Origin of the sequence: Andreprevotia lacus DSM 23236 (genome assembly GCF_900176275.1) — a bacterium.
Taxonomy (GTDB): Bacteria; Pseudomonadota; Gammaproteobacteria; order Burkholderiales; family Chitinibacteraceae; genus Andreprevotia; species Andreprevotia lacus.
Genome location: NZ_FWXD01000006.1, coordinates 25,244 through 43,393 on the forward strand (window position 1 = coordinate 25,244; position 18,150 = coordinate 43,393).

An 18,150-nucleotide genomic window follows, 5' to 3' on the forward strand; every position below is an offset into this window, starting at 1 on the left:
ACGGCGAGCGCCTCGGCTATGATCCCGGCATGCGTGCCATCCTGCTTCTGCTATCGCTCCTTGCCAGCCCGGCCGTGCTGGCCGCCCATGCCATGGCGCTGGGCTATACGCCGAAATATCCGGCCGGGTTTACGCACTTCGATTACGTGAACCCGGCTGCCCCCAAGGGGGGCGAGTTGCTGATGGCCAACCCGGACCGGCGCACCAGCTTTGATACCTTCAACCCCTTCATCCTCAAGGGCACCGCGCCGGCCGGCGTGGGCGAGCTGATTTTCGAGAGCCTCACCGTCGGCAGCATGGACGAAGTGGCCACCTCCTACTGCCTGCTGGCCGACGATATCCGCCCGGCGGCGGACGGCCTGTCGGTGACTTTCCACATCAACCCCAAGGCGCGTTTCCACAACGGCGATGCAGTCACGGCCGCCGATGCCAAATACAGCTTCGATACCCTGAACGGCAAGCTGGCAGCGCCGCAATATGCCGCTGCGCTGGCCGACGTGGCCAGGGCCGAGGTGCTCGACAAGCTCACCATCCGCTACGTGTTCAAGCGCAAGAACCCTGAGCTGGCGCAAATCGTCGGCAGCCTGCCGGTGTTCTCGCCCAAGTGGGGTGATGGTGCGCCGTTTGACAAGATCGGCCTGCAAAACCCGGTTGGTAGCGGCCCGTATCGTATCGGCCCGTATGAAACCGGGCGGCAGCTTACCCTGCTGCGCGATCCTGGTTACTGGGGGCGCGATCTGCCCACGCGGCGCGGCATGTTCAATTTCGACCGCTTGACCTGGCGCATGTACAAGGATGATCTGGCGCGGTTGGAGGCCTTCAAGGCCGGCCAGTTCGATTTCAACGTCGAGAACGTGGCGCGCAACTGGGTGCGGCTGTATACCGGCCCGCGCTTTGCCGGTGGCGAGCTGGTGAAGCGCGAGTTCGTGCACCACAACACCGCCGGCTTCCAGGGCTTCATCCTGAATACGCGCCGCCCCATGTTTGCCGACAAGCGTGTGCGGCAGGCACTGGGGTTGGCACTTGATTTTGACTGGCTCAACCGGCAATTGTTTTACAACCAGTACGTGCGCACCGACAGCTATTACGCCAACAGCGAGCTGGCCGCCACCGGCAGCCCGGGCGCAAATGAGCTGAAACTGCTGGAGCCGTTGCGCAAGCAGCTTGACCCTGCCGTATTCGGCCCGGTGCCGCTGCCGGCCTCGACCGCGCCGCCACGCTCCTTGCGCGCCAACCTGCTGCAGGCGCGTGATTTGCTGGCACAGGCCGGCTGGACTTACCGCGATGGCGCGTTGCGCAATGCCAAGGGCGAACCCTTCGTGTTCGAATTCCTTGACGACAGCCCGGTCATGTTGCGCGTTGAAGCACCCTGGGCGCGCAACCTGCAGAAGCTGGGTATCACGGTGACGGTGCGCATGGCCGATTACGCGCTGCTGCAAAAGCGGCTGGATGGCTATGATTTTGACGTGACGTCCTTGCACTATGGCGACACGCAAAGCCCTGGCAACGAACTGTATGACCTGTTTTCCAGCAAGGCGGCTGCCACACCCGGCTCGGGCAATATCGCCGGCGTGCGCGACCCGGCGATCGATGCGCTGATCGAGCGTGTGGTGCGCAGCGACCTGCGAGCCGACCGCGTGACGGCGGTGCGTGCGCTCGACCGCGTGCTGCGCAATGGCTATTACGCCATTCCACACTGGTATAGCCGGGTGCACCGCGTGGCCTACAAACCGGCACTGCGTTTTCCCGACACCTTGCCACAGTACTACTCGCCAGCCAGCTGGATCGTGGCGACCTGGTGGCGACCGCATTGACCCATCGCAGCATGCGCTGCAGGAGGACGTGATGAAGCAACAATCCAACGGCATCAGCCTGGCGATTTACGATCACACCATGACGCAGGTGCATGTCGCATCGCTGATCGACTTTGCTCCGGATGGCGAAGAGCTGGCCGGCAAGCTGCACATCAAGCTCGATGGCAAGCAACTTGATATCGCCGTGCGGGGCAAAACGGTGCAGATTCCTGCAGGTGGGGTGTCCATGCTCAATGGCAACGAGGGGCACCTCAGTGTGTCCATCAGTTTGGTGATGGCGCCCTACATGCCCGGTTTTACCGGCGGCATCATGATCGGCAACGGCGTGATCGCCAATACCTTTTCCTTCATCGGCACGCCCGACGGGCTGGACCCAGCGCGCTTCGGCGACAACCCTAATCCGGACCAGATCGCCCACATGCTGGCACAGATGCCGCAGACCTGATGCAAGGCTGATCCAAGATGGCCCGTTACCTGCTCAAACGCCTGGCACTGATGGTGCCGACCTTGCTGGGCATCCTGCTGCTCAGTTTTGCCGTCATCCAGTTCGTGCCTGGCGGCCCGGTCGAGCAACTGGTTTATCAGCTCAAGGGGCGCGGCAGCGGCGGCGAGGCCGCCGGTGGTGGCAGCAGCGGGGCGCTGTACCAGGGCAACAAGGGGCTGGATCCGGAGCGGCTGGCCCAGATTCGCAAGGACTACGGCTTTGACCAGCCGGCGCCGCAGCGTTTCTGGCTGATGCTCAAACGCTATGCGCGCTTTGATCTGGGCGAGAGCTATTACCACCACCAATCGGTCACTTCGCTCATCGTGTCCAAGCTGCCGGTGTCGATTTCGCTGGGCGTGTGGACCTTTCTGCTGACCTATCTGGTGGCAGTGCCACTGGGCGTGGCCAAGGCGGTGCGGCACGGCAGCCGTTTTGATGCCGTCTCCACGCTGATCCTGATGCTGGGCTATGCCATACCCGGCTTCGTGCTGGGGGTGGTACTGCTGGTGCTGTTTGGTGGTGGTTCGTTCTGGCAGCTGTTCCCCTTGCGCGGGCTCACGTCGGATGGCTGGGCGCAGCTGTCCATGCTCGGCAAGGTCACCGATTATCTTTGGCATCTGGTGTTGCCGGTCACGGCCATGGTGGCGGGCAGCTTTGCCACCGTGACGGTATTGACCAAGAACAGCATGCTGGAGGAAATCCGCAAGCAATACGTGCTGACCGCGCGCGCCAAAGGGCTGAGTGAAACGCGCATCCGCTATCGGCATATCTTCCGCAATGCGCTGATTCCGCTGCTGACGGGGTTTCCCGAGGCCTTTATCGGTGCATTCTTCACCGGCAGCCTGCTGATCGAGACCCTGTTCTCGCTCGACGGGCTGGGCCTGCTGTCGTATGAATCTGTGATCCGCCGTGATTATCCGGTGGTGTTGGGAGCGCTGTTCCTGTTCTCCATCATCGGGCTGGTAACCAAACTATTGTCCGACCTGTGTTACGCGCTGGCCGACCCAAGGCTGCGTTTCGAGGGAGCGCCGGCATGAGTGTTGCGATGAATATCGGGCCGTGGCGCCGGGCATGGCTGCGTTTCCGCAAGCAACGCAGGGCGTATTTCAGCCTGTGGCTATTGGCGGCCCTGCTGGTGCTGAGCTGCGCGGCCGAGCTGTTGTCCAACGACAAGCCCTTGCTGGTGCATTACCAGGGGCAGACCTACTACCCCATGTTCAAGGACTACCCGGAAACCGTGTTCGGTGGCGACTTCCCCAGCCCGGCCGATTTTCTCGACCCCTTCATCCAGCAGCAACTGACCAGGGATGGCAACTGGGCCTTGTTTGCGCCCAATCACTACGGGCCGAACACGCTTAATTATTTTTCACCCAGCCCCAATCCGGCTGCACCATCGGCAGTGAACTGGCTGGGTACCGATGACCGGGGGCGCGATGTGCTGGCGCGGCTGCTGTATGGTTTTCGTGTATCGCTGCTGTTTGGTCTGGCATTGACTGCAGCAGGCGTGGTGGTGGGGCTATTCTTTGGCGCGATACAGGGCTATTTTGCCGGCCGGGTGGACCTGACCATGCAGCGGCTGCTGGAGGTATGGTCGTCGATGCCCGAGCTGTATCTGCTGCTCATCCTTACCTCGATGTTCAAGCCCAGCTTGCTGGTGTTGTTTACCGTGCTGTCCATTTTTGGCTGGATGGGCCTGTCGGACTATGTGCGCGGCGAGTTCCTGCGCAACCGCAATCTGGAATACGTGACCGCCGCAAGGGCGCTGGGGCTGACCGACTGGCAGATCATCCGCCGGCATCTGTTGCCCAATTCGCTGACCTCGGTGATTGCCTTTCTGCCATTCCGCATGAGCGGTGCCGTGGTGGCACTGACCAGCTTCGATTTCCTCGGCCTGGGTGTGCCACAGGAGGTGCCCTCGCTGGGCGAGCTGCTGGCGCAGGGCAAGGCCAATATGGATGCGTGGTGGATTTCTCTGCCCACCTTTGGCGTGCTGGTGGGCATGCTGCTCTTGCTGGTGTTCGTGGGCGAGGGGCTGCGGGCGGCGCTGGATGTCCGCGCCGACCACTGAGCAGAACCAAGCCGTCACATTTGCCTGAACTGTCCGGCAAACGTACGGCTGATCACGAAGCTTTCTTCCCGCTCGCGCAAAAACAGGCGCAGCCGGCCCAGCAGATCGCGCTCGATACGATCAACAGCCGGCAGGCTGACGATGACGCTGCGGTGGATTTGCGCAAAGCGCCCCTCGGGTAGTTGCGGCAGCAGCGCCTTGAGCGGGGTGCGCATCAGATGGCGTTCGTGCCGGGTGACCACCTCGGTGTATTTGTCGTTCGACTCGAAATAGATCACCTCACCGATGGCCACCAGTCGCGTGGTATCGGCCAAGCCCACGGTCAGCCAGTCCAGTGCCTTGTGTTCAGCCGGCTGTTGTTGCGCCTGTTGCAGCGCCTGCTGCCAGTCCGGCACCGTGCTGCTGCGCTGCAGCTTGGCGATGCACGCGGCCAGCCGGCCTGTTTCCAGTGGTTTGAGCAGGTAATCGACCGCGGACGCATCGAATGCTGCCAGCGCATAGGCGTCGTAAGCGGTAACGAACACCACGCGCGTGCGGCCGGGGGCATTGCGTGCCACGTCCAGCCCGGTCAGGCCCGGCATGCGGATATCGAGGAAGGCGTAATCGGGTTGCTCGCGGTTGAGTGCCGCCAGCGCTTCGGCGCCGTTGCGCGCTTGCGCGACGATGCGCAGCTCGGGCCATAGCTGGGCCAGCTGGCTGGCAATTTCCTCCAGCAGTAACGGTTCATCGTCGGCGATCAGGGCGGTGGGCATGGGTTTGCTCGCAATCAGGCGGTGCGCCAGGGCAGGGTGAGTTCGGCGATCACGCCGCCAGGGGTGTTGGCATACAGGGCCAGCCGGCCGCTGGCGCCAAACAGCTGGTGCAGTCGGGCACGGATATTGGCGAGGCCGATACCATCGCTGCCGGTATCCGGCTGCAGGCCCAGGCCGGTATCGCACACGCGCAGGGTCAACAGCCCATCGGCCAGCTCGCCGTTTATGGTGATGCTGCCGCCCGCAATGGCCGGCTCGATACCGTGTTCCAGCGCGTTCTCGACCAGTGGCTGCAGCAGCAGCGGGGGCAGGGCGGCTGCGTGCAGTTCGGGCGCCACGTTGATCTCGTAGCGCAGGCGCTCGCCCAGCCGCATGCGGGCAATTTCGAGCAGCGCGGTGACCAGTTGCAACTCCTCCGCCAGCGTATTCATGGGCTGGCGCGTGCGTGCCAGACTGGCGCGCAGATAGCGGTTCAGCTGCTCCAGCATGGCGCGCGCGGCTGGCGGGTTGCGCTCGATCAGGCTTTGCACGTTGGCCAGGGTGTTGAACAGGAAATGCGGCTCGATCTGCGCCTGCAACAAGCCCAGTTGCGCGCTGGCCTGTGCCTGCTCGGCCTCGGCGCGCTGGCGGCGTTCGGTCTCCAGCGCCAGCCGGGCTTCGCTGCCCCGGTGGTACACGTAAAAGAAGCCGGTGGCGGCAAAGGTCATCAGCGCCGCGCTCAGCAATGACCAGACGCCAAAAGTGGAAAAATGCAGCAGGGCCAGCGAGATGATGTCGGGCGTGCCCAATACGCTGGCCAGCTTCAGGCCCGATGTCAGCCCCAGTGGTGAGGCGACCGAGTAATAAACGTAGATGGGCAGCTTGTCTTTGCCCAGCCACTTCATCAGCGTGCCGATGGTTTCAATGCAGAACCCGATGCTGTTGCAGATGACGAAGTATTGCCAGGCAGGCAGGCGGCCATCCGCGCTGATCAGCACCACGGCGATCAGGTTGTTGACCAGCAACAGCAGGGCGAAGTCCTGCCATTTGCGGTAGCAGGACGACATGGTGACGTGCATGAATGATCCATCTGGCTGCGGCAGCCCCGATGGGCAACCATGCACGCATTATGCCGTGCGTTGCAGCGCCCGCGCAGGCGTGCGACGAGTTGCCGCCGGTGCTGATCAGCTGCGGTGGCGGCCGACGAGTGCTACAGCGATTTTTCGAACTGCATCACCAGCTGGTGCAACTCCTTGGCTACGCCGGCCAGCCGCTGGGCCGAGGAACCGACATCGGCAATGGTGTCGGCATTCTGCTCGGTCAGCGTGCTCATGCGCTCCATGCTGTTGGCCACCTCGTTCGCCGCCTGCGATTGCTGCTCCAGCATCACGCTGACATCGCGCGCGGCCTGGTTGACGCCCTGGCTGGCCCCGGCGATTTCCTGCAGCGTGATGTTGCAGTGATCGATCAGGCCGGTGCCGCTTTCAACCGCAGCAACGGCCTCCATCATGCCGGCCATGGCTGCGCTGGTGCGCGTGGCGATCGTTTCGATGGTGGCGGTGATGGTGCCGGTGCTGTCGCGTGTGCGCTCGGCCAGTTTGCGTACCTCGTCGGCCACCACGGCAAAGCCCCGGCCGGTTTCGCCGGCGCGGGCAGCTTCGATGGCGGCATTGAGCGCCAGCAGATTGGTCTGGCCGGCAATTTCCTTGATGGTCTGCGTCACGCTGTTGATTTCACCCACGGCGTGCTCCAGTTGCGACAGCGTTTCGCGCGCGGTGTCCACCACGGCCAGCACGTCGTGCGTGGCGCGCTGTGCGGCCGATACCTCGCCGCTGCCGCGTGTGCTGAGCTGGCTGGCGTTGTCGGCGTGCCGGGCGCTCTGGTGGGTGGAGTCGTTGATTTCCCGCACCGAGACGGTCAACTGTTCCAGCGCTGCGGCGACGCTGGCCACGCCATCGGACTGCACGCGCGAGCGCTTGGCCAGCGTATCCGATTCGCGGGCCAGCTCGTTGGCGCGCTCGCCTACCTGGTTGGCGGCCGAGACGACATCGGCAATCACTGCGCGCAGATTGATGCGCATGCTTTCCAGTTGCAGCAGCAGGCTGGCGAACTCGCTTGGTGCCCTGGTGTTCACGCTGAAGCGGAAATTGCCTTCGCTCAGCTTGCTGAACGCGTTGCTGGCTTCACGCAGCGGTGCTTGCCAGCTGGCTTGCAGCCAGAACCAGCCGCTGATGGCGGCCAGCAGGGACGCACCGGCCACGGCCCATGCCGCCGGGCCGCTGAGGAAGACATTGACGCTGGTCAGCAGCATCAGCGTGCTCATCACGATGGCCAGCCGCCATTTCATCCCCAGTGTGCTGGGCCAGCGCGTGGCCGGGAACGTGGCCTGGCCGCTGTTTACCGCGAGATAGAGCTGCTCGGCATCGCTGACCTGCTGGCGCGTCGGCGTATTGCGTACCGACATGAAGCCGGTGTGCTGGCCGTTTTCAAACAACGGAGTGACAAAGGCTTCCACCCAGTAATGGTCACCGTTCTTGCAGCGGTTTTTCACCAGGCCGCGCCAGGGCAGCTTTGATTTGATGGTGCGCCACAAATCCTCGAACGCCTGCGGCGGCATGTCCGGGTGACGGACGATATTGTGCGGCTGGCCTTCCAGCTCGCTGCGCTCGAAGCCACTGATATCAACGAAGGCCGGATTGGCATACACCAGCTGGCCCTTCAGATTGGTCTTGCTGACGATGGGGCGCTTGGGGTCGACGTCGACCTCACGCTGGGTAACAGGCTCGTTGCGGCGCATAAGGCAGTGCTCCAGTGAAGGGCGCCTATTTTGACGCTCGCTTCATTATTGAAGGCAGTGTCGATTACACCAAGCTGTTAATTTTCCCATCAAAAAAATAAGCTTCCAGGCTTTGATCTGGATCAAGGAAACTCAAGATTCCATGGCCCGGACTTGCAAATGTTCGGCAGCAAGCAGCGACTGCGTGTAGGGATGGGCTGGCTGGCTGAATAGCTGCTCCACCGGGGCGCTTTCCACCAGTTCGCCGGCCTTGAGCACCAGCACGCGGTGTGCCAGCGCGCGGATGACCGTGAGATCGTGTGTGATCAGCAGATAGGCAAGGCCGTGCTCGCGTTGCAAACGGGCCAACAGCGCCAGCACCTGGGCGCCGATGTGGGCATCCAGCGCTGAAGTGGGTTCGTCCAGCACCAGCACAGCGGGTTGCAGGATGAGCGCGCGGGCAATGGCAATGCGCTGGCGCTGGCCACCCGAAAAAGTGTGCGGATAGCGGTCCAGCATTTCTGCATCGAGACCGACATCGCGCAGGGTGTCGATGACCCGGGTGCGGATCTGCGCGGCATCAAGTTCCGGTTGGTGGATGCGCAAGCCTTCGCCGATGATTTCCGCTACCGTCATGCGTGGCGACAGCGACGCAAACGGGTCTTGCAGTACCACCTGCATGTGCCGGCGCGCCTGGCGCAGCGCGTGGCCATGCAATTGGTCGATGCGTACGCCGGCCGGTGCATGCGCCGCGTGCAGGGTGATCTCGGCATGGGCCTCGCGCAGCAGGCGCAGCACGGTGAGGCCCAGCGTAGTTTTGCCCGAGCCTGATTCACCCACGATGCCCAGTGTTTCGCCCCGAACCAGCTGCAGGTCCAGCGGTGCCAGTGCGGTAAAGCGCGTGGCAGGCTTGAACCAGCCATGCGCGCGCTGGTAATGGCAGTTGGCGCGGGTGACGGCCAGCGCGGGCGCGGCGCCCTCGGCCAGCGCTTCGGCCAGTCGCAGTTGCCGCGCGGCCAGCAATGCTTGCGTGTAGGCATGCTGCGGCGACTGAAAGACATCTGTTGTCTTGCCGGTTTCGACGATGCGGCCGTTTTCCATGACCGCAAGGCGGTCGGCAAAATCGTGCACCAGGTTCAGGTCGTGCGAGATCAGCAACAGGCCCAGCCCGGATTCCTGCGCCAAGGTGCGCAGCAACTGCAGTATCTGCCGGCGCAGGTGTGCATCGAGCGCGGTGGTGGGTTCGTCGGCAATCAGCAGCCTGGGCCGGCCGGCCAGCGCCATGGCGATCAGCGCGCGCTGGCGCTGCCCGCCAGAGAGCTGGTGCGGGTATGACTTCAGCATGCGTGCTGCGTCGTCCAGCCCCACACGGGCCAGCAACGCAGTCATTTCGGCGTGTGCCGCCGCTGCATTGAGGCTGCGGTGCTGCAGCAGTGCCTCGGCAATTTGTGCACCTATGCTCAGCACCGGGTTGAGTGCCGACAGCGGTTCCTGGAACACCATGCCGATCTGTGCACCGCGCACGGCCTGCAGCTGGTGCTGGCTCATTTGCAGCAGATCGTTGCCATCCAGCCTGATGGTGCCTGCCAGTTGTGCATCCGGGTCCAGCTGCATGATGGCGCGTGCGGTGACGCTCTTGCCCGAGCCAGAGGCCCCCACCAGCGCCAGTGTTTCGCCTGCGGCCAGTTGCAGCGATAGCGCATCGACCGCCGGCTGGGCGAGGGCAGGGTAACGTACGGTCAGCGATTCGATTTGCAGTAGCGGAGCGGTCATCGGCGCGTCAGACAGTAAGGGGCTGCGCCACTATAGCGCGTGTGTCTGCCGGCAGGCAGTTGTTGCGGTGAATCGCGCTGTTTGTGACTGTTTTGTTGCGTTGCTGGCAGCTGGCCTGTTGCATTTTTTGCTGCATTTTCAGGCGTCCGCCGAAAAAGGGTGTCAGCAAACTTGCAAAACCGTATTTCATGAACAATGCTCGTAAGGCACCGTACAGGAGGAGCAGCCTATGATTCGCATTGCCATGTGTCTGGTCTTTGCCGCAACCATGACCCACGCGTGGGCAGAAGATGCCCCGGCTGCCAAGGGCGGCGTCGATCCGCTGGTCAGCCAGTGTTATGAAAAGCTGCAGCAGCGGGTACCCAAGCGGACCAATTACACGGCCATTTCGGCCAGCGATGCGCAGCTGCAGGCGGCAACCGTGGCCAACTGGGACAAGCCGTTCAGCAACCGCATCAACAAGAAAGTGGCCACCAAGGTGTCGTTCGAGGGCGAAGTCAGCCGCAAGGGCAAGGACGCGCAAACGCAGGTGTTCCACTGCGGCTACAGCAAGAACAAGATCGAAACCTGGGAAGTACGCTCGCCCAAGGCTTGATCAGTGGCCTGTGTTGCCGCTGGATGAAAACAAGGCCCGCATGCGGGCCTTGTCTGTGCTTGCCTGAATCTGCCGTTATTGTGCTGTGTTGGCCGCCAGCGCATGAAACGCCACGCGGCCGCTTTCGGCATCGACCTTGATGGCATCCTTGGGGCCGAATTCGCCCGCCAGCAGGCGCTTGGCCAGCGGGTTTTCGATTTCGGACTGGATGGCCCGCTTGAGCGGGCGCGCACCATAGACCGGGTCGAAGCCTGCCTCGGCAATCAGGTCCAGCGCGGCATCGCTGACGTCCAGACCGATTTCCATTTGCGCCAGCCGTTGTGCCAACCGCTGCAACTGGATGCGGGCGATACCGCGTATCTGTGCCTGCGCCAGACCGTGGAACACCACGATCTCGTCGATACGGTTGATGAACTCGGGACGGAAGTGGCCCTTGACCTCACCCAGTACCGCCAGCTTGATCAGCTGGTAATCGCTGTCGGCCAAGGTCTGGATGTGCTGCGAACCCAGGTTGGACGTCATCACGATCACGGTATTCTTGAAGTCCACCGTACGACCCTGACCATCGGTGAGCCGACCATCATCCAGCACCTGCAGCAGCACATTGAACACGTCAGGGTGGGCCTTTTCGACTTCATCCAGCAGGATCACGCTGTACGGTTTGCGGCGTACTGTTTCGGTCAGGTAACCGCCTTCCTCATAGCCCACATAGCCTGGCGGCGCGCCGATCAGCCGCGCCACCGAATGCTTCTCCATGAATTCACTCATATCGACGCGGATCAGGTGCTCGTCCGAATCGAACAGGAACTGCGCCAGTGCCTTGGTCAGTTCGGTCTTGCCCACGCCAGTGGGGCCGAGGAACAGGAATGAACCATACGGCTTGTTCGGGTCGCCCAGGCCGGAGCGTGAGCGGCGAATGGCATCCGACACCAGACGGATCGCTTCGTCCTGACCCACCACGCGCTGGTGCAGCGCATCTTCCATTTGCAGCAGCTTTTCACGCTCGCCCTGCATCATCTTGGCCACCGGAATACCGGTGGAGCGGCTGACCACCTCGGCGATTTCCTCAGCCCCTACCTGCGTGCGCAGCAGCCGTGGCTTGCTGTTGCTGCCGGCTTCGGAGGCTTCGGCAGCTTTGAGCTTGGCTTCGAGGTCGGGCAGCTTGCCGTATTGCAGCTCGCTGGCCTTGTCCCATTCGCCACGGCGCTGTGCGGCTTCCATGGCTTGCTTGACCTGTTCGATCTCCTCGCGGATGGCCTGGCTGCCCAGCACGACGGCTTTTTCGGCCTTCCAGATTTCTTCCAGATCGGCGTATTCCTTCTCCAGGGTGCCGATTTCGACCTCGATCAGGCCAAAGCGCTTTTTCGACGCTTCGTCCTTTTCGCGCTTGACCGCCTCGCGCTCAATCTTGAGCTGAATCAGCCGGCGTTCGAGCTTGTCCATCGCCTCCGGCTTGGAGTCGATTTCCATCTTGATCTTGGCTGCAGCTTCGTCGATCAGGTCGATGGCCTTGTCGGGCAAAAAGCGGTCGGTGATATAGCGGTGTGACAGCTCGGCTGCGGCGACGATGGCCGGGTCGGTGATTTCCACACCATGGTGGATTTCATACTTTTCCTGTAGGCCGCGCAGGATGGCGATGGTGTTTTCCACTGTTGGTTCGCCGACCAGCACCTTCTGGAAGCGGCGTTCCAGCGCCGCATCCTTTTCGATGTATTTGCGGTATTCGTCCAGCGTGGTGGCGCCAATACAGTGCAGCTCGCCGCGCGACAGCGCCGGCTTGAGCATATTACCTGCATCCATCGCACCCTCGGCCTTGCCAGCACCGACCATGGTGTGGATTTCGTCGATGAAGATGATGGTGTTGCCTTCATCCTTGGCGATATCGTTCAGCACCGCCTTCAGGCGTTCCTCGAACTCGCCACGATACTTGGCACCCGCCAACAGCGCGGCCAGATCCAGCGTGAGCAAACGCTTGTGCTTGAGCGATTCCGGCACTTCGCCGTTAACGATGCGCTGCGCCAGCCCTTCGACGATGGCAGTCTTGCCCACGCCAGGCTCGCCGATCAGCACCGGGTTGTTCTTGGTGCGGCGCTGCAGCACCTGGATGGCGCGGCGGATTTCATCATCGCGGCCGATCACCGGGTCGAGCTTGCCGGCACGGGCGCGCTCGGTCAGGTCGATGCTGTACTTGGCCAGTGCTTCGCGCTGTTGCTCTGCATTGGCGTCATTGACGGTATCGCTGCCACGCACGGCGTCGATGGCGGCGGTAATCGCGGCTTTGTTGCCGCCGTACTCCTTCAACAGCCGGCCGGCATCCGATTTGTCGTCGGCCAGTGCCAGCAGGAACAGATCGGTGGAAATGAACTGGTCGCCGCGCTGCATGGCAGCCTTGTCGGTCAGGTTGAGCAGCTTGGCCAGGTCCTTGCCAACGCTGATTTCACCATCGTTGCCAGCAACCTTGGGGGCATGTTCAATCTTCTGGCCCAGCGCGGTCTTGAGTCGGTCCACGTGGACGCCGGCACGTGCCAGCAGTGAGCCGCTGCCCGAATCGGCATCGTTGAGCAAGGCCAGCAGCAGGTGAGTGGGTTCGATAAAGCCGGCGTCGTTGGCAATGGCAAGACTTTGCGCATCGGCGAGCGCGGCCTGGAATTTGGTCGTGAGTTTGTCGAAACGCATGGTTCAACGCTCCATCTACGGTTGCATTGCTCTGTAGATAGGCGTGAACGGGGGCTTTTCAAGCCGGGAGTGCGATACGCTTGCGTTACATCAAACCTTGCCGTTGCGCTGCGCCGCTTCGGGCACCGTGCGGCTCACCACGCGGTTGCGGCCGTTACGTTTGGCTTCATAAAGGGCGTCGTCTGCGCGCTTGATGAAGTCGGCTACCGGCTCTGCCCCCAGCACCGTCACGCCAAAGCTGCAGCTCATGCGCAGGGCGGCCGGCCAGGTGGTGGTTTCGACGTGGGCGCGCATTTTTTCGGCCAGTGCGGCTGCGCCTTCCAGCGGCGTGTTCGGGAAAAACAGCACGAACTCTTCACCGCCCCAGCGCACCAGATAGTCGCCATTGCGGATATGGCTACCCAGCTCCAGCGCAAACTGCTTGAGCACTTCGTCGCCGGTGTCATGACCAAACTCGTCATTGACGCGCTTGAAGTGGTCGATATCGGCAAACACCACGGCCAGGGGCCGGCCCGAGCTGCGGGCCAGTTCGGACTCGCGGAACAGTTCTTCCAGTATGCCGGCGCGATTGCGTACGCCGGTCAGCGGGTCGCGCCGCGCCATGTCGCCGATCTTGCGGTTTTCCAGCTCCAGCGCGCTGGTGAGGGTTTCCAGCGCCCGTTCGCGGCGGCGGCTGTTCAGCAGCTTGCGCCGCAGTTGCCGCAAGTCCAGCAGCAGCGCGAACAGCGCAAACGACACCCAGAGTGCCACCAGCACCAGCGCGAGCGCTTCGCGGCTGATCCATTTGCCATGAAACTCGATGTAATCAATGTCGATCACATGCAGACCCGGCTCCTTGAAGCCCGAGGTGGATAGCTGGATCATCGGCACGTTGCGCATGTCGACCGCAATGTGTGCGAGCGGGATGTGATTGTTGGCGATCCACCAGCTGGCGACGCTGAAGCTCTTGAGCGGAATGGTGACCACTTCGCCCTCCAGCTTTGGGCTGAAGGCCACTTCGTTGATTTTCCAGCTCTCGTTGCGCTTGGGGTCGGCATAGGCCGGGTCAAAATTGCGTACGAACAGGCGCAGTTGGTGGCTACCCGGCCCCTGGTATTTGACCTTGACCGTCACGTGGTCGTAGTCGGAAAAGTCCAGTGCGTGTGCCGGGTCGGCCAGCTTGATACCCAGTTCGCAGAACGGCCATTCGTATTTGTCGGTGAGCTGGCATTCGATGCGGATGCGCTTGCCCTGGCGCAGCAGCCGCATCTTCGAGCTGCCGCCGTCGCTGCTGTCGTCGACGGCCTCCATCAGGTAAGTGCTGTGCGCGTCGATGTGCAGCGTGCTGTCCATGCCGTACTCGTGCCAGCCCAGCAGTGCCAGGGTCAGGGCGGTCATGATCAGTGCAAGGATGCGGAGCAGGTGGGGCATGAAGGTCTCGTGGCTTACAGGCTCACTATAGGCTGAAAGCTTACAAGGCGGTCTGCATTCCTGTGTGACGTTGGCAAATTCGCCACACTTGCTGCATGCAGGTGCGTTGTATTTCCCAGTCAATATAGTTCACTGCGGCTGCCCGTCATGCCGCGCCGATGGCCGCCTTGCGGCGATTGCGCCATCCATGTCATCTAGATCACTTTGAAGCGCCATTAAAACATCATGGTCTGGAAATGGCTGCTTGCTACCTTCGCGTTTGCATCAATTGATGCGAACGTTTAGATAACCTGGAGGTGGCGAAATGAAATCGTTGTTGTCCAAGGGGCTGCTGGCATTGCAACTGCTCGGCCTGAGCGTTGTGGCTGCGGCCGCGCCCAAGGTGCTGTTGATCGGTATCGATGGCGCACAGTACGAAAAAATGCAGGCGCTCAACCTGCCCAATCTCAACCGGCTGCAGGTCACGCGCTCGTACACTGGCGGTGTCAATGGCGCTGCGTCGCAGCAGGCCACAGTCAGCGGCCCGGGCTGGGCCACCATCCTGACCGGGGTGTGGACCAGCAAGCATCACGTGGTGTCCAACGATTCTGGCCTGGCTGATGCGCGTTATCCCAGCCTGTTCAAGCGCGTGCGCGATGCACGGCCGACGGCTTATATCGCCAGCGTGACGCACTGGGGCAGCATCAATCAGCAGTTCTTCGCCAACGATGTGGCCAGCAACAATTACAACGCCAATGGTCTGGCCGATCAGGCCGTGGCGGACAAGGTGGTGGCGCTGATCAATACCACGCCGGCCGATTTCATCTTTGCACATCTGGACGATGTGGACGAAGCCGGCCACAGCAGCGGCTTTGGCAGCGCCTACAACACGGCGTTGCGCGATGCCGATACTCGTATGGGCCAGATGCTGAGCGCCGTGCAGGCCCGCCAGGCACAAACCGGTGACGACTGGCTGGTGCTGGTGACCACCGACCATGGTCGTGAGCCGCTGCTGGGCTACAACCACGGCAACCAGACGCAATCGGAAAAGACCACCTTCATCGGCAGCAACAAGGTGATGAATACCGAGTTCACCCAGCGCGTCGTCAATGTCAGCAACCAGGACTTCGGTGGCCTGTACGGCTATGCGCCGCAAACCTGGATTGCGCCAACCGTGCTGCGCCACTTGGGTATCGAGCCGCAGGCTGCCTGGCAGCTGGATGGCGCCCCGCTGATCGGTGCCACAGCCGTGCGCAAGTTGCTGCCGGCGCAGGGCACGCAATACAACTTCACCTGGTATGCCGACGCAGCCGGCATGATCGACATCAGCCGCAATGGCCAGTGGCTGGCCAGTGTGCCGGCGCTGCAGCAGGGTTATCTGGACAGCGGTGCGCCCAAGGGCGTGGTGGATTACACGCTGACCCAGAACGGCACGCCGGTCTCGCTGCGGCAGAACCGGATCGAAATCCAGGCCACGCTGGATTGGGACAGCTCCCGTTCGTACTTCTTCCTGAACGATGGCAGCTATGTGCGCTACAACAATGTGCTGGACAAGGCCGAAAGCGGCTATCCGCAAGCGGTGACCGACAGCAACTGGCCGGGTCTGGCCAGCTATGCCGGCAAGCTGGTGGGTGGCTTCAGCAAGGATGCGTCGGTGGCGTATTTCTTCCTGTCTGATGGCACCTATATCCGCTATGACAAGACCAATGATCGTGTCGAGAGCGGCTACCCCAAGCCGGTCAACGACAGTACCTGGCCGGGCTTGGGCGCGTATGCAACGCAGATCGCCGCCACCCTGCGCTGGACGGGCGACAAGGTGCAATTCTTCCTGCGCGATGGTCGTTATATCCGCTACAGCCTGATTGCCGACAAGGCCGACAGCGGTTATCCCAAGGTGGTGAACGACAGCACCTGGCCGGGCGTGGGCGCGTATGCGACCAAAATCCGCGCCGCAGTGAAGTGGAGCGATGCCAAGGCCTATTTCTTCCTGAGCGATGGCACGTATATCCGCTACAACATCAGCAGCGACAAGGCCGATGCCGGTTATCCAAAGGTGGTCGATAGCAGCAGCTGGCCAGGTGTAGTGCCGTACTGATCTGGCACAGCCAAATGTAAAACGCCCCGCAAGGGGCGTTTTACATTGTGGCGTACCGGGCTGGATTAGGGCCTGTTAACACTTATTTCGCGCTTGCGCTGGGCCGCAAAGAGGTCAGCTACAAGGCACGCAACGCAGGCAATAACCGGTTATTGCCAAGGCGCGTAACGCCGTAGATGGCCTCTTTGCGGCCCAGCCCTGCGGGTTCGGGGTATTTCGGGCGGTTCGCTGCGTTGCAAACCGCTTGCGGTACCCGTACCGCGGCGCGTTCTGCGCCTTGCGCTCCATCCCGAACTACCCCGAACGCAAGCGTGAAATAAGTGTTAACAGGCCCTAATCCTGCGCGGCATGCCGCCAGTCCAGTTGATCATGCAGGCTGACCACGCTGCCAATGATAATCAGTGCCGGCGGCTTCACCGTATGTTGCTCGATCAGCGCGGGCAGGGTGGCCAGCGTACCGACGATGGTGCGCTGGTCCGGCCAGGTAGCGCGCTCGACGATGGCGACCGGCGTATCGGCAGCACGGCCATGCGCGATCAGTTGCTGGCAGATGGACGGTGCCTGCTTGACCCCCATGTAGACCACCACGGTTTCGGTCGGGTTGACGAGACGCGGCCAGTCCAGCTCGATTTCATCGGCGCGGCGATGGCCGGTGACAAAGGTGACCGACTGCGCGTGATCCCGATGCGTGAGCGGGATACCTGCATAGCACGACGCCCCAGCGGCCGAGGTAATGCCCGGCACCACCTCGAAGGGGATGCCGGCAGCCGCCAGCTCGGCAATCTCTTCGCCGCCCCGGCCGAAAATGAACGGGTCGCCACCCTTGAGGCGCAGTACGCGCTTGCCCTGTTGTGCCAGCCGCACCAGCAATTGGTTGATTTCTTCTTGCGGCAGCGCGTGGTTGTTGGCTTTCTTGCCGACGTAAATACGCTCGGCATCGCGGCGCACCAGCTCGAGGATTTGCGGTGACACCAGGTTGTCGTACAGCACCACATCGCTTTTCTGCATCAGGTGCAGTGCGCGGAAGGTCAGCAGGTCCGGGTTGCCGGGGCCGGCGCCAACCAGATAGACCGCGCCTGCATTGCGGGCACCAGCTTCGAGCTGGGCCAGCAAGCGCGCCTGCGCGCCATCGATATCACCGCCCATGGCTTGTTCGGCGGCCGGGCTGTCGAGCGCATCTTCCCAGAAGCGCCGCCGCTCGGTTTCACTGGCAAGGCGCTGCTTGACTGCATCACGCAGTTTGCCGGCCAGCGCCGCCAGCAGGCCGTAGCCATGCGGCAGCCAGGTTTCCAGCCTGGCCTTGACCATGCGGGCTAGCACCGGCGCGTTGCCCCCGCTTGATACCGCCACTACCAGTGGCGAGCGGTCGACAATGGCCGGCACGATGAAGCGGCAATGTCCGGGGTCATCGACGGCATTGACGAGGATGCCGCGAGCTTCGCAATCGGTATAAACGGTTGCGTTGATCGCAGCATCGTCGGTGGCGGCGATGACCAGCCGCTGGCCGTCGAGCAATGTTGCAGCATAGTGCCCTGCCTTGTGTTGCAACTGCCCGGCATCGCGCAACGCGGCCAGCTCGGCGGTCAGTTCGGGGGCCGCAATGGTGAGCGCCGCGCCAGCTTGCAGCAACAGCCGTGCCTTGCGCGTGGCCACATCGCCACCGCCGACGATCAGGCAGCGCTGTTGGTGCAGTTTGAGGAAAAGCGGCAGGTAGTCCATGGGCGAGGCAGCAACGGGCTAAACGAACAT

General features: G+C 62.4%; 14 protein-coding genes. 6 read left to right on the forward strand and 8 right to left on the reverse strand.

Annotated features, from left to right (window positions below):
• Nucleotides 1-29: 29 nt before the first annotated feature.
• Genes B9A19_RS06215 through B9A19_RS06230 form a run of 4 tightly spaced genes read left to right on the forward strand, consistent with a single transcriptional unit; the run spans nucleotide 30 to nucleotide 4,366 of the window.
• The gene (locus B9A19_RS06215; protein WP_084089916.1) at nucleotides 30-1,814 is read left to right on the forward strand and encodes an extracellular solute-binding protein; all 1,785 of its coding nucleotides are present in this window, start codon (nucleotides 30-32) and stop codon (nucleotides 1,812-1,814) included.
• A 31-nt stretch (nucleotides 1,815-1,845) separates the two neighbouring features.
• Entirely contained in the window at nucleotides 1,846-2,259 is a 414-nt protein-coding gene (locus B9A19_RS06220; protein ID WP_084089917.1) for a hypothetical protein, read from the forward strand.
• A 17-nt stretch (nucleotides 2,260-2,276) separates the two neighbouring features.
• A complete protein-coding gene (locus B9A19_RS06225; RefSeq protein WP_084089918.1) occupies nucleotides 2,277-3,335 on the forward strand; it encodes a microcin C ABC transporter permease YejB in 1,059 nt (352 codons plus the stop codon).
• Entirely contained in the window at nucleotides 3,332-4,366 is a 1,035-nt protein-coding gene (locus B9A19_RS06230; protein ID WP_245804290.1) for an ABC transporter permease, read from the forward strand. Before B9A19_RS06225 ends, B9A19_RS06230 begins: the two co-directional genes overlap by 4 nt.
• Nucleotides 4,367-4,380: 14 nt before the next feature.
• Here the strand turns inward: B9A19_RS06230 and B9A19_RS06235 are convergent, their stop codons facing one another.
• The 5 genes from B9A19_RS06235 to B9A19_RS22040 form a co-directional block, all read right to left on the reverse strand.
• On the reverse strand, nucleotides 4,381-5,118 hold the full coding sequence (locus B9A19_RS06235) for a LytR/AlgR family response regulator transcription factor (RefSeq protein ID WP_084089920.1): 738 nt from the start codon (nucleotides 5,116-5,118) through the stop codon (nucleotides 4,381-4,383).
• Between the two features lie 14 nt (nucleotides 5,119-5,132).
• Nucleotides 5,133-6,176 (reverse strand): sensor histidine kinase, encoded by a 1,044-nt coding sequence (locus B9A19_RS06240; RefSeq protein WP_084089921.1) that lies wholly within the window; start codon nucleotides 6,174-6,176, stop codon nucleotides 5,133-5,135.
• Between the two features lie 131 nt (nucleotides 6,177-6,307).
• Nucleotides 6,308-7,894, reverse strand: a complete 1,587-nt coding sequence (locus B9A19_RS06245) for a methyl-accepting chemotaxis protein (RefSeq protein WP_084089922.1) — start codon at nucleotides 7,892-7,894, stop codon at nucleotides 6,308-6,310.
• A gap of 132 nt (nucleotides 7,895-8,026) precedes the next feature.
• Nucleotides 8,027-9,646, reverse strand: a complete 1,620-nt coding sequence (locus B9A19_RS06250; protein ID WP_084089923.1) for an ABC transporter ATP-binding protein — start codon at nucleotides 9,644-9,646, stop codon at nucleotides 8,027-8,029.
• A 7-nt stretch (nucleotides 9,647-9,653) separates the two neighbouring features.
• Nucleotides 9,654-9,836, reverse strand: a complete 183-nt coding sequence (locus B9A19_RS22040) for a hypothetical protein (protein WP_139798686.1) — start codon at nucleotides 9,834-9,836, stop codon at nucleotides 9,654-9,656.
• A gap of 39 nt (nucleotides 9,837-9,875) precedes the next feature.
• On the opposite strand from B9A19_RS22040, the gene B9A19_RS06255 reads away from it, so the two are divergent.
• Nucleotides 9,876-10,241, forward strand: coding sequence for a BspC domain-containing protein (locus tag B9A19_RS06255; protein ID WP_084089924.1), 366 nt, complete (start codon nucleotides 9,876-9,878; stop codon nucleotides 10,239-10,241).
• 75 nt (nucleotides 10,242-10,316) lie between these two features.
• Here B9A19_RS06255 and clpB read toward each other — a convergent pair whose 3' ends face one another.
• Together clpB and B9A19_RS06265 are read right to left on the reverse strand one after the other, a co-directional pair.
• Nucleotides 10,317-12,917, reverse strand: a complete 2,601-nt coding sequence (clpB, locus tag B9A19_RS06260; protein WP_084089925.1) for an ATP-dependent chaperone ClpB — start codon at nucleotides 12,915-12,917, stop codon at nucleotides 10,317-10,319.
• Nucleotides 12,918-13,007: 90 nt separating this feature from the next.
• Nucleotides 13,008-14,327 carry a GGDEF domain-containing protein gene (locus B9A19_RS06265; RefSeq protein ID WP_084089926.1) on the reverse strand — a complete coding sequence of 440 codons (1,320 nt, stop codon included), beginning with the start codon at nucleotides 14,325-14,327 and terminating at the stop codon, nucleotides 13,008-13,010.
• A 304-nt stretch (nucleotides 14,328-14,631) separates the two neighbouring features.
• Here B9A19_RS06265 and B9A19_RS06270 point away from each other — a divergent pair, with 304 nt between their 5' ends.
• Nucleotides 14,632-16,401 carry an alkaline phosphatase family protein gene (locus B9A19_RS06270; protein WP_084089927.1) on the forward strand — a complete coding sequence of 590 codons (1,770 nt, stop codon included), beginning with the start codon at nucleotides 14,632-14,634 and terminating at the stop codon, nucleotides 16,399-16,401.
• Between the two features lie 333 nt (nucleotides 16,402-16,734).
• Here B9A19_RS06270 and cysG read toward each other — a convergent pair whose 3' ends face one another.
• Entirely contained in the window at nucleotides 16,735-18,120 is a 1,386-nt protein-coding gene (cysG, locus tag B9A19_RS06275; protein ID WP_084089928.1) for a siroheme synthase CysG, read from the reverse strand.
• Nucleotides 18,121-18,150: the final 30 nt, after the last annotated feature.

Excerpts from the sequence above, each read along its gene's own strand:
- B9A19_RS06215 (WP_084089916.1), top strand. The coding sequence starts at position 30 with ATGCGTGCCATCCTGCTTCTGCTATCGCTCCTTGCCAGCCCGGCCGTG.
- B9A19_RS06220 (WP_084089917.1), top strand. The coding sequence starts at position 1,846 with ATGAAGCAACAATCCAACGGCATCAGCCTGGCGATTTACGATCACACC.
- B9A19_RS06225 (WP_084089918.1), top strand. The coding sequence starts at position 2,277 with ATGGCCCGTTACCTGCTCAAACGCCTGGCACTGATGGTGCCGACCTTG.
- B9A19_RS06230 (WP_245804290.1), top strand. The coding sequence starts at position 3,332 with ATGAGTGTTGCGATGAATATCGGGCCGTGGCGCCGGGCATGGCTGCGT.
- B9A19_RS06235 (WP_084089920.1), bottom strand. The coding sequence starts at position 5,118 with ATGCCCACCGCCCTGATCGCCGACGATGAACCGTTACTGCTGGAGGAA.
- B9A19_RS06240 (WP_084089921.1), bottom strand. The coding sequence starts at position 6,176 with ATGCACGTCACCATGTCGTCCTGCTACCGCAAATGGCAGGACTTCGCC.
- B9A19_RS06245 (WP_084089922.1), bottom strand. The coding sequence starts at position 7,894 with ATGCGCCGCAACGAGCCTGTTACCCAGCGTGAGGTCGACGTCGACCCC.
- B9A19_RS06250 (WP_084089923.1), bottom strand. The coding sequence starts at position 9,646 with ATGACCGCTCCGCTACTGCAAATCGAATCGCTGACCGTACGTTACCCT.
- B9A19_RS22040 (WP_139798686.1), bottom strand. The coding sequence starts at position 9,836 with ATGAAATACGGTTTTGCAAGTTTGCTGACACCCTTTTTCGGCGGACGC.
- B9A19_RS06255 (WP_084089924.1), top strand. The coding sequence starts at position 9,876 with ATGATTCGCATTGCCATGTGTCTGGTCTTTGCCGCAACCATGACCCAC.
- clpB (WP_084089925.1), bottom strand. The coding sequence starts at position 12,917 with ATGCGTTTCGACAAACTCACGACCAAATTCCAGGCCGCGCTCGCCGAT.
- B9A19_RS06265 (WP_084089926.1), bottom strand. The coding sequence starts at position 14,327 with ATGCCCCACCTGCTCCGCATCCTTGCACTGATCATGACCGCCCTGACC.
- B9A19_RS06270 (WP_084089927.1), top strand. The coding sequence starts at position 14,632 with ATGAAATCGTTGTTGTCCAAGGGGCTGCTGGCATTGCAACTGCTCGGC.
- cysG (WP_084089928.1), bottom strand. The coding sequence starts at position 18,120 with ATGGACTACCTGCCGCTTTTCCTCAAACTGCACCAACAGCGCTGCCTG.